This window comes from Sphingomonas silueang (assembly GCF_040049155.1).
Classification (GTDB): Bacteria; Pseudomonadota; Alphaproteobacteria; order Sphingomonadales; family Sphingomonadaceae; genus Sphingomonas; species Sphingomonas silueang.
In genome coordinates, this window is the sequence record NZ_JBDZDK010000003.1 from 1 (window position 1) to 14,492 (window position 14,492).

The 14,492-nt window shown below is 69.8% G+C and carries 15 protein-coding genes; 7 read left to right on the forward strand and 8 right to left on the reverse strand.

The window, feature by feature from the left end; genetic code table 11:
* Positions 1-250: 250 nt before the first annotated feature.
* The 3 genes from ABLE43_RS03780 to ABLE43_RS03790 all read left to right on the forward strand — a co-directional run bounded on the left by ABLE43_RS03780 (position 251) and on the right by ABLE43_RS03790 (position 2,013).
* Complete coding sequence (locus ABLE43_RS03780) at positions 251-532, forward strand: SWIB/MDM2 domain-containing protein (protein ID WP_348977144.1); 282 nt, start codon at positions 251-253, stop codon at positions 530-532.
* A 306-nt stretch (positions 533-838) separates the two neighbouring features.
* Positions 839-1,285 (forward strand): hypothetical protein, encoded by a 447-nt coding sequence (locus ABLE43_RS03785; protein WP_348977145.1) that lies wholly within the window; start codon positions 839-841, stop codon positions 1,283-1,285.
* Positions 1,282-2,013 carry a TorF family putative porin gene (locus ABLE43_RS03790; RefSeq protein WP_348977146.1) on the forward strand — a complete coding sequence of 244 codons (732 nt, stop codon included), beginning with the start codon at positions 1,282-1,284 and terminating at the stop codon, positions 2,011-2,013. The genes ABLE43_RS03785 and ABLE43_RS03790 overlap by 4 nt, the downstream gene beginning before the upstream one ends.
* Before the next feature lie 164 nt (positions 2,014-2,177).
* On the opposite strand, the gene leuA is transcribed toward ABLE43_RS03790, so the two are convergent.
* The 6 genes from leuA to miaA form a co-directional block, all read right to left on the reverse strand.
* A complete protein-coding gene (gene leuA / locus ABLE43_RS03795; RefSeq protein ID WP_348977147.1) occupies positions 2,178-3,854 on the reverse strand; it encodes a 2-isopropylmalate synthase in 1,677 nt (558 codons plus the stop codon).
* A gap of 219 nt (positions 3,855-4,073) precedes the next feature.
* Positions 4,074-4,679 (reverse strand): YceI family protein, encoded by a 606-nt coding sequence (locus tag ABLE43_RS03800; RefSeq protein ID WP_348977148.1) that lies wholly within the window; start codon positions 4,677-4,679, stop codon positions 4,074-4,076.
* Positions 4,680-5,179: 500 nt separating this feature from the next.
* Complete coding sequence (ilvC, locus tag ABLE43_RS03805; RefSeq protein WP_348977149.1) at positions 5,180-6,199, reverse strand: ketol-acid reductoisomerase; 1,020 nt, start codon at positions 6,197-6,199, stop codon at positions 5,180-5,182.
* Positions 6,200-6,252: 53 nt separating this feature from the next.
* Positions 6,253-6,768 (reverse strand): acetolactate synthase small subunit, encoded by a 516-nt coding sequence (gene ilvN, locus ABLE43_RS03810; RefSeq protein ID WP_348977150.1) that lies wholly within the window; start codon positions 6,766-6,768, stop codon positions 6,253-6,255.
* Positions 6,769-6,913: 145 nt separating this feature from the next.
* Positions 6,914-8,659, reverse strand: coding sequence for an acetolactate synthase 3 large subunit (locus tag ABLE43_RS03815; RefSeq protein ID WP_348977151.1), 1,746 nt, complete (start codon positions 8,657-8,659; stop codon positions 6,914-6,916).
* 89 nt (positions 8,660-8,748) lie between these two features.
* The gene (gene miaA, locus ABLE43_RS03820) at positions 8,749-9,681 is read right to left on the reverse strand and encodes a tRNA (adenosine(37)-N6)-dimethylallyltransferase MiaA (protein WP_348977152.1); all 933 of its coding nucleotides are present in this window, start codon (positions 9,679-9,681) and stop codon (positions 8,749-8,751) included.
* Between miaA and serB the strand changes: the two genes are divergently transcribed.
* Complete coding sequence (serB, locus tag ABLE43_RS03825; RefSeq protein WP_348977153.1) at positions 9,680-10,561, forward strand: phosphoserine phosphatase SerB; 882 nt, start codon at positions 9,680-9,682, stop codon at positions 10,559-10,561. The genes miaA and serB overlap by 2 nt on opposite strands.
* A 100-nt stretch (positions 10,562-10,661) precedes the next feature.
* On the opposite strand, the gene ABLE43_RS03830 is transcribed toward serB, so the two are convergent.
* On the reverse strand, positions 10,662-11,102 hold the full coding sequence (locus ABLE43_RS03830; RefSeq protein WP_348977154.1) for a hypothetical protein: 441 nt from the start codon (positions 11,100-11,102) through the stop codon (positions 10,662-10,664).
* Positions 11,099-12,028, reverse strand: coding sequence for an SPOR domain-containing protein (locus ABLE43_RS03835; protein WP_348977155.1), 930 nt, complete (start codon positions 12,026-12,028; stop codon positions 11,099-11,101). The genes ABLE43_RS03830 and ABLE43_RS03835 overlap by 4 nt, the downstream gene beginning before the upstream one ends.
* Positions 12,029-12,189: 161 nt before the next feature.
* On the opposite strand from ABLE43_RS03835, the gene ABLE43_RS03840 reads away from it, so the two are divergent.
* The 3 genes from ABLE43_RS03840 to ABLE43_RS03850 are packed head-to-tail and all read left to right on the forward strand — an operon-like array spanning position 12,190 to position 14,488.
* The gene (locus ABLE43_RS03840) at positions 12,190-12,900 is read left to right on the forward strand and encodes an AAA family ATPase (protein WP_348977156.1); all 711 of its coding nucleotides are present in this window, start codon (positions 12,190-12,192) and stop codon (positions 12,898-12,900) included.
* The gene (locus tag ABLE43_RS03845) at positions 12,900-13,247 is read left to right on the forward strand and encodes a hypothetical protein (protein WP_348977157.1); all 348 of its coding nucleotides are present in this window, start codon (positions 12,900-12,902) and stop codon (positions 13,245-13,247) included. Before ABLE43_RS03840 ends, ABLE43_RS03845 begins: the two co-directional genes overlap by 1 nt.
* On the forward strand, positions 13,244-14,488 hold the full coding sequence (locus tag ABLE43_RS03850) for an SPOR domain-containing protein (protein WP_348977158.1): 1,245 nt from the start codon (positions 13,244-13,246) through the stop codon (positions 14,486-14,488). The genes ABLE43_RS03845 and ABLE43_RS03850 overlap by 4 nt, the downstream gene beginning before the upstream one ends.
* Positions 14,489-14,492: the final 4 nt, after the last annotated feature.

Sequence of the window (14,492 nt, forward strand, 5' to 3'; positions counted from 1 at the left end):
GCTCCCCCACCCGGCCACCCACGCGAGTATCCTGATGGGTGGCCGGGTGGGGGAGCGGGCCGGTGCCGCCCGAAACTCGCACTTCCGCGAGTTTTCAAACAGACTTTGAGCAAACCGTATAATCGAACGGCGTTCGGGGTCCGGGACGGCAATTCCCCCGCGACAACCGGCCCCGAACGCTGCATAACCGCCAGCCTGCCGCGCGCCCAGCGAGGCGTGTGGCCCTGTAGGGGGATTTAGGGAGATTATCATGGCCAAGGAACCCAAGACGACCGCCGCCACCGGCGGTGCCAAGGGCGGGATCGCCAAGCCGGTCACGCCGTCGGTCGAACTCGCCAAGATCACCGGCTCCGATCCGCTGCCGCGCAGCGAGGTCGTGAGCAAGATGTGGGAATACATCAAGAAGCACGACCTTCAGAACCCGAAGGACAAGCGCGAGATCCTGGCCGACGAGACGCTGGAGAAGCTGTTCGGCAAGAAGTCGTGCAGCATGTTCGAGATGAACAAGCTGCTCAGCGCGCACATGAAGTGAGCGCTTTTCTGAAAACGTGCTGACGGCACGTTTTGCGGTGCCGGCCCGCTCCCCCACCCGGCCACCCATCGAAGATACCGTGTGGGTGGCCGGGTGGGGGAGCGGGCCGGCACCGCCTCGAACCTCGCGCGTAGCGAGGTTCCCGACAAACTGCACGCCGCCCGGAGCCGATGGGTTCCGGGCGGCGTCGTTCGTTTCGGGATGGAACCGTTCCGCGCTGGAATGATTGGTTTTTTGCGGGCAGGCTGCCCGTACGGCCACCGGTAGAGCCGGGGCCGTCCGCAGGATGAAAGCAAGGAGACGGACATGTTCTTCGCCTTGGTCGCACTCGCGATCGCACCCGTGAACCCGGCGCAGGGCGGCGCCATCGAGCATCGCACGCAGGTGGCGCACGCCAGCGGCGCGGTCGACACGCATTACCGCGCCGACGTGCGGATCGAGCATCGCCAGATCGGCAGCGTCGGGGTCGGCGGGCGTCCGTCCACGCTGCGCTGCCTGTGGCGCGCGGGGCTGGTGGTCGATCGGGCGGCGCGCCATGCGTCGGGCGCGACGATGGCGCGCTCGTTCGCGCATGACGACGCGGTCACGGGCAGCCGTCCGGGCTGGTGCAGCGCGCAGAAGGCCGGAATCGCGCGTGAGGTCGCGAGCCGCAGCGACGAACTGCGCGCCGCGCTCGTCCGCGTGGCGCAGGAGGATCACGGCGTGCTCCATGCCGAGGTCGACCGCCTGCACGGGACGACGCAGGCCGGATGATCCTCCGGTCGGTATCGGTGGCGGTGCTGTCGTTGCTCGGCAGCGTCGCCCATGCGCAATCGCTGCCGCAGGTCGGCGTGGAAGCGACGAGCGACGAACGCCGTCGCGGCCTGAGCTGGAGCGGGGGGCGGGCGTCGATCTCCGGCGATGTCGCGGCGACGCTCGGCGGGATCGATCTCGACGCACGGGTCGCGGCGCTGCGGGAATCGGACCGGCAGTATGGCGCCGATGCGGTGGCCGATATCGGTGCGGCGTTCGGACAATCGCTGGGGCCGGTCGAACTGCGCGCGCTGGCGATCGGCCATGTGTTCGCCGGTGCCATGACGCGCGCCGATTACGGCGAGGTCGGCGTGGAGGCGCGCTATACTCTCGGCCCGGTCGAGGCGAGCGCGGGCGCGACCTGGGCCCCGCCGCAGCGCGCGATCGGGGGCAGCAACCTGTATCTGTCGGCAAGGGCGGTGGCGGGTATCCCGGCGACGCCGTTCACGCTGGTCGCCTCGATAGGGCGGTCGTCGGGCACGGTCGACGATCCGGTACGCGCCAACCGGCTGCGGCCTGGCGGGGCGTATAGCGACTGGCGGCTGGGCGTGGATCACGTGACCGGGCCGCTGACGCTGGGGGTCGACTATGTCGGCACCGACCTCCGCGACGATGCGGTGGTGCCGGTGGTCGGCGACCGGCGGCACAGCGGCGACGCGGTACTGGCCCGGGCGCGGCTGTCGTTCTAACCTTGCGCCGCCCAACAAGCCGGACCGTTCGTGCTGAGTAGGGACTGAGCGAAGTCGAAGGCCCGTATCGAAGCACCGTTCGCGGTCCTCCGATACGCCGTTTCGGCAAGCGCAACGGCTACTCAGGACGAACGGGATGGCCCGACCCGGTCGTGACGGTCAGACTATCCCCGCCCCGCCGCATTCGCCGCGCTCAGCGCCGCGCGGACCGTCGCGGTCGCCACGTCGCCGTCGATGCCGACGCCGAACACCCGCCGCCCGTCGGGGAGGCTGCATTCGAGATAGGCCGCCGCCTGCGCGTCTGCGCCGTGGCCGATCGCATGTTCGCTGTAATCCACCACGTCCATGTCGATCCCGCCGTCCTCGCGCAGCGCGGCGAGCAGGCCGGAGAGCAGCCCGTTGCCCTTGCCCGAGATCGAGCGCTCCTCGCCGTCCAGCCGGACCCGCCCAACGAAGGTACGCGGCGGCCCGCCGTTCGGCCCGTGCGTCTCGGCATAGTCGATCAGCGCATAGCGATCCGCGCCGCCGGGCAGATAGGCGGCGGCGAAGGCGGTCCAGATATCGGCGGCGTTGAGTTCGCGGCCGAGATCGTCGGCCATCGCCTGGACATGGCGGCTGAAATCGGCCTGCAACCGCTTGGGCAGCTTCAGCCCCTTGTCCTGTTCCAGCACCCAGGCCACGCCACCCTTGCCCGATTGCGAATTGACGCGGATCACCGCTTCATAGCTGCGGCCAAGGTCGGCGGGATCGATCGGCAGATAGGGGACTTCCCACAGCCCGTCGTTGCGCACCGCCTGCGCCGCCATGCCCTTCTTGATCGCGTCCTGATGGCTGCCCGAAAAGGCGGTGAACACGAGGTCGCCCGCGTACGGCGTGCGCGGATGCACCGGCAGGCTGGTGCAATAGTTGACCGTGTTCACCACCGCATCGATGTCCGACAGGTCGAGCCTGGGATCGACGCCCTGCGTGTACAGGTTCAGCGCCACGGTCACGAGGTCGCAGTTGCCGGTACGCTCGCCGTTACCGAGCAGGCAGCCCTCGACCCGGTCGGCGCCCGCCATCAGCCCCAGCTCCGCCGCCGCCACGCCGGTGCCGCGATCATTGTGGGTGTGCAGCGAGATCACCACGCTGTCGCGGTTCGGTACGTTGCGACAGAACCATTCGATCTGGTCGGCATAGACGTTGGGCGTCGCCGCCTCGACGGTCGCGGGCAGGTTCAGGATCAGCGGCTTGTCCGGCGTCGGCCGGAGCACGTCCATTACCGCCGCGCAGACCTCGACCGAGAAATCGAGCTCGGCGGTGGAGAAGGTTTCCGGGCTGTACTCGAACCGCCAGTCGGTGTCGGGGCGCTTGCCCGCCTCGTCGCGCAGCACCTTGGCCCCGGCGACGGCGATCGCCTTTACCTCGCTACGCTCCATGCCGAACACGATCCGCCGCCATGCCGGGCTGACCGCATTGTAGAGGTGGACGATCGCCTGTTTCGCACCGTCGAGGCTCTCGAAGCTGCGCTCGATCAGGTCGCGGCGTGACTGGGTCAGCACCTGCACCCATACGTCGTCGGGGATGCGATCCTCGCGCACCAGCCCGGAGATGAAGTCGAACTCGGTCGCGCCCGCCGAGGGAAAGCCGACCTCGATCTCCTTCAGGCCGACCTTGAGCAGCAGGTCGAAGAAGCGGGTCTTCTTCTCCGCGCCCATCGGGTCGATCAGCGCCTGGTTGCCGTCGCGCAGGTCGGTGGAGAGCCAGCGCGGCGCCCGGGTGATCGTGCGCGACGGCCACTGCCGGTCGGGCAGGTCGATGGTGGGGAAGGGGCGATATTTGGTCGAAGGATCACGCAGCATGTCGTCTCTAGCCTGTCAGGGGCGCAGGGGATGCGCCGGTATCTGCCGATGGGTCGGATACTCCCTCAGGGAAGGCGCACGTACGCGCGTTCCTCCCCTAAGGGCGGCTAAGTCGTAGGATGCGGATCGCCAGCGCGGCCATGCTGCGTCTGTGGCGGCTGGCGGCGCGAATGTCCAGTAGCGATGCGGGGCAGGCGCGATGCCCGCCCCGCCGGGGCCTCACGCGGCGACGAACGCGGCGTTGATCGTCAGGTCGACCTTGTCCGACACGGCGGGCACGGCGTAGCCGAGGCCGAACTGGCTGCGCTGGATGCTGCCGGTGGCGGTGAAGCCGACGTTCGCCTTCTTGTTCATCGGGTTCTGACCGGCACCCATGAAGCGGACGGTCAGCTGCACCGGCTTCGTCTGGTCCTTGATCGTCAGATTGCCGGTCATCATCCAGTGGTCGCCCATCGGGGTGATGCGGGTGGAGACGAACTTGGCGGTCGGATAGGTCGCGACGTCGAAAAAATCCTTCGACTTCAGATGGCCCGCGAACTGCGGGCTGGTGACGGTCAGCGAATCGGCGATGTTGAAGTCGATGCTGACCTTGCTCGCCGCCGGGTTCTTCGGATCGATCACGGCGCTGCCGCCGCTCGCGCCGAACAGTCCGTCGAGCATCGAGAAGCCCATGTGGTTCACCCGCCACGCGACCTGGGTATGCGCGGTGTCGACGGTGTAGTTGCCCGCAGCGACGCGCGACTTGTCGGGCGCGCCGGGCATCTGGGCGACCGTGGGGGCGGCGACCGCGAACAGCGCGGCGGCGAGGATCAGGGGGGTGCGCATGAGGACAGGCTCTCCGGTTTCGGGGGCGAAGGACGATGCCGCCTTGTCGGGGGCGGGGGCCTTCGGGTCAAATACCGGATGCGAAACGAACGGTTTCGCGGATGGTGCCGTGGGGGTGGGGGCCGCCGCACCAGTCTCGTCATTCCGGCGTGGGGCGCGAACCGTAAACGGCCGCTGCTTCGTCATTCCGGCGCAGGCCGGAATCCATTGTGTCGGGCGCTGTCGATCGATCCGCGACCGTGCCGCGTCCATGGATCCCGGCCTGCGCCGGGATGACGGGGGGCGCTATCGTCGTTCCCGCGCAGGCGGGAACCCATACACGCAGCGCCGCTGTTGGAGCCGGCAGGTCGGCGTCTATCGATTCCCGCCTGCGCGGGAAGGACGGGTGGGGGAGGCGCTGGCTCCCTTTACCGCCCGCCCGTCGGTCGCGGCGAAGCCGCGCCCCGAGGGGCGGGCTCCGTCGCGCCGGCCGGTTGGCCGATCAGTACGAACTAACGCCGTTAGTTCTTGGTCTGATCGACCAACTTGTTCGCGCCGATCCACGGCATCATCGCGCGCAGTTCGCTGCCGGTCTTCTCGATCGGATGCGCCGCCGCCTGCTTGCGCGCCGCCTTCAGCTCGGGCTGGCCCGCGCGGTTGTCGAGCACGAAGTTGCGCACGAAACGGCCCGACTGGATGTCGGCCAGCACACGCTTCATTTCCTTCTTCGTCTCGTCGGTGATGATCCGCGGACCGGTCACGATGTCGCCGTATTCGGCGGTGTTCGAGATCGAATAGCGCATGTTGGCGATGCCGCCCTCATACAGCAGGTCGACGATCAGCTTGGTTTCGTGGAGGCACTCGAAATAGGCCATTTCGGGGGCATAGCCCGCCTCGACCAGCGTCTCGAAACCCGCCTGGATCAGGTGGGTGATGCCGCCGCACAGCACGGCCTGCTCGCCGAACAGGTCGGTTTCGCATTCCTCGCGGAAGTTCGTCTCGATGATGCCCGAACGCCCGCCGCCGACGCCGCTGGCATAGGCGAGCGCGATGTCGTGCGCGTTGCCGCTGGCATCCTGATGGATCGCGACGAGGCAGGGGACGCCGCCGCCCTTCACATATTCGCTGCGCACGGTGTGGCCGGGCCCCTTGGGCGCGATCATGATGACGTCGACGTCGGCGCGCGGCTCGATCAGCCCGAAGTGGACGTTCAGGCCGTGCGCGAACGCCAGCGCCGAACCCGGCTTCAGGTTCGCGTGGATATCGTCGGCATAGATCGCCGCCTGATGCTCGTCGGGGGCGAGGATCATCAGGATGTCGGCCCATGCCGCGGCTTCGGCGTTCGGCATCACCTTGAAGCCCGCACCCTCCGCCTTGGCGGCGCTGGCCGAACCGGGGCGCAGCGCGATCGCGACATTCTTCACGCCCGAATCGCGCAGGTTCTGCGCATGGGCATGGCCTTGCGACCCGTAGCCGAGGATCGCGATCTTCTTGTCGGAGATCAGGTTCAGATCGGCGTCGCGATCGTAATAGACACGCATGTTGGTTCCCTTTGCAATGTTGGTCGCGCCGCGCACGGGCGCATCGGATGGGTTCAGGCGGCCTCTCGTCCGCGGGCGATGGCGGCGATTCCGGTGCGGGCGACCTCGACCAGCCCCACCTCGGCCATCAATTCGGTGAACTTGTCGATCTTTTCGATCGATCCCGTCACCTCGAACACGAAGCTCGATACCGTCGCGTCGACCACGCGGGCGCGGTAGACCTCGGCCAGACGCAGCGCCTCGATCCGCTGCTCGCCGGTGCCGACGACCTTGACCAGCGCCAGCTCGCGCTCGACATGCGCGCCCTGCACCGTCAGGTCGATGACCTTGTGGACGGGCACCAGCCGGTCGAGCTGGGCGATGATCTGTTCCATCACCGGCGGCGATGCGCTGGTGACGATGGTGATCCGGCTGACCGCCTTGTCGGCCGTGATCTCCGACACGGTCAGGCTCTCGATATTGTAGCCGCGGCCCGAGAACAGCCCGGCGATCCGCGCGAGGATGCCGGGTTCGTTGTCGACGAGCACGGCCAGCGTGTGCCGTTCGGTCTGTTCGGTCTTGATATGCATGTGAAAGTTCCTCCCCGGCACGGGGAGGGGGACCGCTCGCGCAGCGAGGGGTGGAGGGGGCCTCCACCGGCGATGCGCTTGGGGCGATCCCCCTCCACCGCTCTTCGAGCGGTCCCCCTCCCCGTTCCGGGGAGGAGCTGAAAGATTACACCAGCGCCTTCGCCTCGTCGTCCATCTCGCCCGAGACTTCGTTGGCCTGCAGGATCATGTCGGTGTGCGCCGCGCCCGACGGGATCATCGGGAAGCAGTTGGCGAGCTTCGCCACCATGCAGTCCACCAGCACCGGTCCGTCATGGTCGAGCATCGCCTGGATGCCCGCGTCGAGCTGGTCCGGCCCCTCGATGCGGATGCCCTTCCAGCCGTATGCCTCGGCCAGCTTCACGAAATCGGGCAGCGAGTCCGAATAGCTTTCCGAATAGCGCGACGAATAGGTCAGCTCCTGCCACTGGCGGACCATGCCCATATATTCGTTGTTCAGGATGAACACCTTGACCGGCAGGCGATATTGCGTCGCCGTGGCCAGTTCCTGAATGTTCATCTGGATCGACGCCTCGCCCGCGATGTCGATGCACAAGGCGCCCGGATTGCCCAGCTGCGCGCCGATCGCCGCGGGCAGGCCATAGCCCATGGTGCCGAGGCCACCGCTGGTCAGCCACTTGTTCGGCGCCTCGAACCCGAAATGCTGCGCAGCCCACATCTGGTGCTGGCCGACCTCGGTCGAGACGATCGGGGCGCGGTGCTTGGTCGCCTCGTACAGCGCGCGGACGGCGCGCTGCGGCATGATTTCCTTGCGGTTCTCGGGGAAGTCGAGGCAGCGCCTGGCGCGCCAGCCCTCGATTTTCGCCCACCATGGCTTGAGATCGGGCTTGGGATGCTGCCGCGCCTTCCACACGCGGATCATGTCCTCCATCGCATGGCCCGCATCGGCGATGATGCCGAGGTCGGCGCGAACGATCTTGTTCACGCTGGAGCGATCGATGTCGATGTGGACCTTGCTGCTGCGGGGCGAGAAGGCGTCGAGCCGCCCCGTCACGCGATCGTCGAAGCGCGCGCCGATCGCGACGACCAGATCGGCCTCGTTCATCGCGAGGTTCGCCTCATAGGTGCCGTGCATCCCCAGCATCCCCAGCCATTGTGGGCTGGAGGCGGGCAGGGCGCCCAGCCCCATCAGCGTCGACGTGACCGGCGCACCGGTGATCCGCGCCAGTTCGCGCAGCAGCTGCGACGCCGCCGGACCCGAATTGATGATCCCGCCGCCGGTGTAGAGGACCGGGCGTTCGGCGGCGGCCAGCATGTCGACGACCTGCTCGATCGCCGCACGGTCGGCCTTCACCTTCGGGCGATAGGTCTTGTGCTGGATCGGGCCGGGCCTGGCGTAGCGCGCGGTCGCGACCTGCACGTCCTTGGGGATGTCGACCACGACCGGGCCGGGACGACCCGCGGTGGCGATATGGAACGCCTCGTGGATGACATGGCCGAGCTTGGCCGGGTCCTTCACGAGGTAATTATGCTTGCAGCAGTGGCGCGTGATGCCGACGGTATCGGCCTCCTGAAACGCATCGGTGCCGATCAGCGCGGTCGGGACCTGGCCGGTGATGACGACCATCGGGATCGAATCGAGCAGCGCGTCGGTGATGCCGGTGATCGCGTTGGTCGCGCCCGGACCCGAGGTGACGAGCACGACGCCGGGCTTGCCGGTCGAGCGGGCATAGCCCTCCGCCGCATGGGTCGCCGCCTGTTCGTGGCGGACGAGGATGTGCTTGATCCGGCTGTGCTGGAACAGCGCGTCATAGATCGGCAGCACCGCCCCGCCGGGATAGCCGAACACGACTTCCACGCCGAGGTCGACCAGCGCTTCGACCAATATGTCGGCTCCGCTCTTCTCGGGCATGGGACGGCTCCTTCACCCAACAAATTTCGCAGGCGCGATACCAGAATTGGAGTGGCGTCGCTAGTAGCATTAAACGTGCGTGTCAACTCTTAATTGCGTAATAAAGTGTCGAATTGGGCGGCAAGGGCGCACGTTTCGGTTTCGCTGGTGCGAAGCCAGTCGGCGGGGGGCTGGTTGCGGAACCAGGTATACTGCCGCTTGGCATATTGCCGCGTCGCGAAGCGGGCGGCGGTGAGTGCCGCATCGTGGGTCCATTCGCCCGACAGCCAGCGCGCGACCTCGCCCACGCCGATCGCGCGGCGGACCGGCGCGTCGGGGGCTATGTCGTCGCGCGCGAGCAGCGCCGCCACTTCCTCGCGCGCGCCATGGTCGAACATCGCCGCCAGCCGCCGGTCGCACCGTTCGGTCAGCCAGTCGCGCTCGGGCAGCAGCAGCATGGCGCGCACGTCGATCCGCTCGCCGATGCCGCCGGTGCGGTCCTGTTGCCAGTCGGCGAGGGTCCGTCCCGTCGATCGCACCACCTCCAGCGCGCGCGCCACCCGCGTCGTGTCGCCGGACAGCAGCCGTGCCGCCGCTGCCGGATCGGCGACGGCAAGTGCGGCATGCGCCGCTGCCACCGGCAGTGCGCGCACCGCCGCACGGACGTCGGGATCGATCTCCGGCACCGGTGCGATCCCGTCGAGCAGGGTGCGCAGATACAGGCCGGTCCCGCCGACCAGCACCGGCAGCTTGCCCGCCGCCACCGCCGCGTCGATTTCCGCCGTCGCGTCACGCGCCCAGGCGGCGGCGGAATAGCTGTCCGCACCATCGACATGGCCGAACAGCCGGTGCGGCGCGCTCGCTTCTTCCTCCGGCGAGGGGCGGGCGGACAGTATGCGCAGGTCGCGGTACACCTGCGCGCTGTCGGCGTTGACGACCACGCCGTCCTTCGCCCGTGCGATCGCGATCGCCAGCGCGGACTTGCCGCTGGCGGTCGGGCCTGCGATGAGCGCCACCCTTGGACGGTCACGGGAGTTCGCCATGTTCATCGCCACGCTGATAGCAGCCGAATCGATCGCCGCGGGCGATATTTCGGATGCCGCCGACCGGCTGGATGCGGCGGGCTGCGGCGTGACCGGCCGGGAATGGCTGGACGAGGGCCGCGCCGCCGATATCCGCTTCGCGACCGACCCCGCCGCCGCCCGTGCCGCGATCGAGGGCGTGTTCCCCGCGACCGACGTGGCGGTGCAGCCCGCCGCTGCGCGCGAGAAGACGCTGCTCGTCGCCGACATGGATTCGACGATGATCACCGTCGAGTGCATCGACGAACTGGCCGATTATGCGGGCATCAAGCCGCAGATCGCCGAAGTGACCGAACGGGCGATGCGCGGCGAACTCGACTTCGCGTCGGCGCTCGATGCGCGGGTGGCGCTATTGGCGGGGCTGGAGGAAGCGGCGATCCGGCGCTGCCTCGACGAGCGCGTCAAGCTGATGCCCGGTGCCAAGACCCTCATTCAGACCATGCGCGCGCGCGGCGCCACGACGATCCTCGTGTCGGGCGGCTTCACCCGCTTCGCCGAGCCGGTCGGCCACGCGCTTGGTTTCCACCGCATGATCGCCAACCGCCTGCTGATCGAGGACGGACGGCTGACCGGCAAGGTCCGCAAACCGATCGTCGATGCGACGACCAAGGAAGTGACGCTGCTGGCGGCGATCGACGAACTCGGCATCGAGCCCCAGGCGACGCTGGCGGTGGGCGACGGGGCCAACGACCTGCCGATGATCCGCCGCGCAGGGGTAGGCGTCGCCTATCGCGCCAAGCCGGTGGTGGCGGCGGAGGCCGGGGTGCGGATCGATCATAACGACCTGACCGCGCTGCTGTATCTTCAGGGGATTGCGCGGGGGGAATGGGTCGCGGGCTGACCCCCGTTACCCGGAACCCCGTTCGTCCCGAGCGCAGTCGAGGGACGTGCCGCAAGCGCCGCGTCCCGGCCAGGCCGGACCCGAACGGGCAGGCTGCTGTTCACTCCCGATCGCACAGCTTCTTCGTCTCGGCACACATCCGGGTGGCGATCCGGTCCTGCAAGTCGATCTCGCCCAGCCCCGCGATCGTCTCGGCGATCACCGCCGGTTCGATCGCGCGTCGCCGGACCGCCGCCGGGCTCTCCGCCTGTGCGACGAGTTCGCGCAGCTCGGCGATCGTCAGCCGCTTCGCATAGGCCGCCGTCAGCACGCGCATCGCGCCGGCCAGCGCGCGGTCGCGTTCCTGCGCGCCGATCGCCGCGATCCGCTGCCGTTCCGCTGCGCTCAGCCCCGGCGTTTCGGTCAGTTCGTCGATATCCTTCTGCGCCTGGAGCGGCGCGACGGTGGCGAGGATGCCGGTGCGCGCCAGCCGCTCGCCGAGCGCCAGCGCCTCCGCGCCCGGCGCAGCGCCCTGCACCGCCAGCAGCAGCGCGGCGATCACCGCTTCACCGGAACGCAGGTGGTCGGGCGGATCGCCGCGCAGGCGCGGCTCGCCTCGGCGCCGGAGGCGAACGGGCCGATCTGGAGCCGCGTCACGCCGCCCGCCGCTTCGTAGAACGGCTTGCGACCGGCGAACTTGCCCGACACCTGCGACCACAGGCTGCGCGCGTTGCCCGCGTCGCGGAACGCGCCGAGCTGTACCCGCCAGTCGCCGCTCGCCGCCGGGACAGCCGCGGGCGCGCGGGGGCGGGACGGCGGCGCGGCGGGGGCGGCGTCGGCGACCTGCACCGGGGCACGCCGGGGCGTGGTGATCCGCGGTGGGGCTTCGGCAGGCACCTGCGCGACGGTGGTGCTCGCCAGCTTGCCCGCATTCGCTTCATACTGGCGCGCCACGGTGAGCGCCGCCTGCCGATCGGCCAAGGGGACATAGCGGTCCATCTCCGCCAGCGTCGCCGCCGCCTGCGGCAGGCCCGCCGACGACGCCCGCGTCATCAGCGCATAGGCCCGCCGCCAGTCCTTCGCCACCGCATCGCCGTTGAACAGCATCGTGCCCAGCACGAACTGGCTGCGCGCCTCGCCGCGCTTCGCGGACTTCTCCAGCCATTGCACCGCCTCGGCGCGCTTGCCGTTCTGGAACAGCATCAGGCCGTAATTGTCCTCCGCCTGCGGATGGCCCTGCAGCGCGGCCTTGGCATACCATTGCTCCGCCTGCGTCAGGTCGAGCGGGACGCCGCGGCCCAGCTTGTACGCCTGGCCCAGGTTGAACTGCGCATCGGCATCGCCCGCCACCGCCGGTTGCCGCCATTCGCGCACCGCCGTCGCCCAGTCGCCGCGGGTCCATGCGTCCACCCCGGCCTTCACATCGGCCTGCGCCGGGACCGCGGCCAACGCCGCCCCCGCCACTGCCAGACCCATTGCTACGCGCATGTACATCCCCTTTGCGGTTCGTCGCGGACGATATCAGCCGTTCACCATGTTCGGAAAGACCCTGTGTGCGGCGCGGCACCGGCCCGTGCCCGTTAACCGGTTTTTATCCCCGGCGGTTGCATCACGCTGGCGAGTATCGGGGACGGGGATCGGCGGACGGCATGCGCGTTCTGGCAGTGGCATCGCAAAAGGGGGGATCGGGCAAGACCACGCTGTCCGGCCACCTTGCCGTGCAGGCCGGACGGGCCGGGGCCGGGCCGGTGGTGATGATCGACATCGATCCGCAGGGGTCGCTGGCAGACTGGTGGAACGCGCGGGCGACCGACGAACCCGCCTTCGCCCAGACGCTGGTCGCCCGCCTCGCCGCCGATCTGGAGATATTGCGCGCGCACGGGTTCAGGCTGGCGGTGATCGACACGCCGCCCGCGATCACCATGGCGATCCAGAGCGTGATCGCCGTCGCCGAACTGGTCGTCGTGCCGACGCGCCCCAGCCCGCACGATCTGCGCGCCGTCGGCGCGACCGTCGACCTGTGCGACCGCGCGGGCAAGCCGCTGGTGTTCGTCGTCAACGCCGCGACGCCGGGAACGCGCGTCACCGCCGAGGCGACCATGGCGCTGTCGACGCACGGCACGGTCGCGCCGGTCATCGTCCACCACCGCGTCGATTTCGCCTCGTCGATGGTCGACGGGCGCACCGTGATGGAACTCGATCCCGAATCGAAGTCCAGCGAAGAGATCGCCCAGCTCTGGGCCTATCTGCACGACCGGCTGGAAAAGAATTTCCGCCGCACCGTCTTCGCCGTCCCCGGCGGCGTCCGAGGCCCGCGCGGCCCCGGCGGCTTCGGGCGGCGCGGGGTGGGGCAGGGCTGATGGCGCCCCCCGAACGCCCCGCGCCGATGCTCCCCGGCCTGCTCGCCCGCAAGGGGGAGGCGCGCCCGGCGATGCGCAACAACGGCCTCGCCGCCGCGCTGGTGCAGGACGACGACTTCGGCTGGAACGACTTCGGCGGCGAAGGCACGCGCGTGCCCGCCGTGCCGCCGGTCGACACCGGCAGCGATGCGAGCGGGGCGACGCTGCACGTCGCATTGGACGCCGTCCGCCTCGCCCGGCTGCACGCCGTCGCCGCCGCGCGGGGCTGCACGATCGACGCGCTGCTCGCCGACCTCATCGACCGGCTGATCGCCGGTGATCCCGATCCTTCCAGGGTGGAACCATGAACCGTCGTCTTCTCCTGCCCATCGGCGTCGCCGCCGCCATGCTCGGCGGTGCGCTCGGCCTCGTCGCCACCGGTACCGGGGCGGTCGCGGTCGAGAGCGACGACGCCGCGCGCTATGCGGACAGGGCTGCCGCCGCGCTGGCGAAGCGCAACGGCGCGGTCGCGGTGCGCTTCGCCGAACAGGCGGTGGCGCTGGCACCGCAGGACGCCGTGCGCCGCGCGCTGCTCGGGCGCGCCTATCTGGCCGCCGGACGCTTCGCCTCGGCGGTGCAGGCGTTCTCCGACGTGCTGGCGATCGATCCCGCCGACGGGCGATCCGCGCTGAACCTCGCGCTGGCGCAGACCGCGACCGGCGACTGGGTCGGCGCGCGCGGCACCCTTACCGCCCATGCCGAGCGGATCGGCGCAGCGGATCGCGGGCTGGCGCTGGCGCTGGCGGGCGACCCGGCGGGCGGCATCGCACTCCTGGCGCAGGCCGCGCGCGATCCCGCCGCGACCGCGACCGTGCGGCAGAATCTGGCGCTGGCACTCGCGCTCGACGGGCGCTGGGTGGAGGCGCGCTCGGTTGCATCGATCGACATGAGCGGCGATCAGGTCGACCGGCGGCTCGGCGAATGGGCGCAGTTCGCGCGGCCCGCCAATGCCGCGCAGCAGGTCGCGACGCTGCTCGGCGTCACGCCCGTCGCGGATCGCGGCCAGCCGGTGCAGCTGGCGCTCGCGCCACCGCCCGCCGTGCCCGCCCGGGCGGCGGTCGCTGCCGTCGCGCCGCTCGCCGCGCCCGCGGCCGTCGCCACCCCCGTCGCGGTTGCGGCGACCGACACGCCGCAACCGGCGATCCGCTTCGCCCCCCGGCAGGAGATCGTGCAGGCGCTGCCCGCGCAATACGCACAGGCCGCGCCGGTCCGTACCGCCGCCCGTGCCGCGCCACCCGAGCCCCGCACCCCGGCAACCAGCAGCTATTACGTCCAGCTCGGCGCGTATGCGAATGTGGCGGTCGCGCGCGACGCATGGACCCGCCTCAGCCGCCGCAGCCCGGCGCTCGGGCGGATGCAGCCGCAGGGGATCCATGCGAGCATCGGCGGCAACCGTTTCTATCGCCTGTCGGTCGGCGGCCTCGCCCGCGCCGACGCCGCCGGGCTGTGCCGCGACCTGCGCGCGCAGCGTGCCCGCTGCTTCGTACGCGCCCGTGCGGGCGAGCAGCTCGCGCAATGGGCACGACCTGCGCAATACGCCCGCCGCTAACCCG

Bases quoted from the DNA above. Each gene is read 5' to 3' on its own strand.
- ABLE43_RS03780 (WP_348977144.1), top strand. From the start codon at position 251: ATGGCCAAGGAACCCAAGACGACCGCCGCCACCGGCGGTGCCAAGGGC.
- ABLE43_RS03785 (WP_348977145.1), top strand. From the start codon at position 839: ATGTTCTTCGCCTTGGTCGCACTCGCGATCGCACCCGTGAACCCGGCG.
- ABLE43_RS03790 (WP_348977146.1), top strand. From the start codon at position 1,282: ATGATCCTCCGGTCGGTATCGGTGGCGGTGCTGTCGTTGCTCGGCAGC.
- leuA (WP_348977147.1), bottom strand. From the start codon at position 3,854: ATGCTGCGTGATCCTTCGACCAAATATCGCCCCTTCCCCACCATCGAC.
- ABLE43_RS03800 (WP_348977148.1), bottom strand. From the start codon at position 4,679: ATGCGCACCCCCCTGATCCTCGCCGCCGCGCTGTTCGCGGTCGCCGCC.
- ilvC (WP_348977149.1), bottom strand. From the start codon at position 6,199: ATGCGTGTCTATTACGATCGCGACGCCGATCTGAACCTGATCTCCGAC.
- ilvN (WP_348977150.1), bottom strand. From the start codon at position 6,768: ATGCATATCAAGACCGAACAGACCGAACGGCACACGCTGGCCGTGCTC.
- ABLE43_RS03815 (WP_348977151.1), bottom strand. From the start codon at position 8,659: ATGCCCGAGAAGAGCGGAGCCGACATATTGGTCGAAGCGCTGGTCGAC.
- serB (WP_348977153.1), top strand. From the start codon at position 9,680: ATGTTCATCGCCACGCTGATAGCAGCCGAATCGATCGCCGCGGGCGAT.
- miaA (WP_348977152.1), bottom strand. From the start codon at position 9,681: ATGGCGAACTCCCGTGACCGTCCAAGGGTGGCGCTCATCGCAGGCCCG.
- ABLE43_RS03835 (WP_348977155.1), bottom strand. From the start codon at position 12,028: ATGCGCGTAGCAATGGGTCTGGCAGTGGCGGGGGCGGCGTTGGCCGCG.
- ABLE43_RS03840 (WP_348977156.1), top strand. From the start codon at position 12,190: ATGCGCGTTCTGGCAGTGGCATCGCAAAAGGGGGGATCGGGCAAGACC.
- ABLE43_RS03845 (WP_348977157.1), top strand. From the start codon at position 12,900: ATGGCGCCCCCCGAACGCCCCGCGCCGATGCTCCCCGGCCTGCTCGCC.
- ABLE43_RS03850 (WP_348977158.1), top strand. From the start codon at position 13,244: ATGAACCGTCGTCTTCTCCTGCCCATCGGCGTCGCCGCCGCCATGCTC.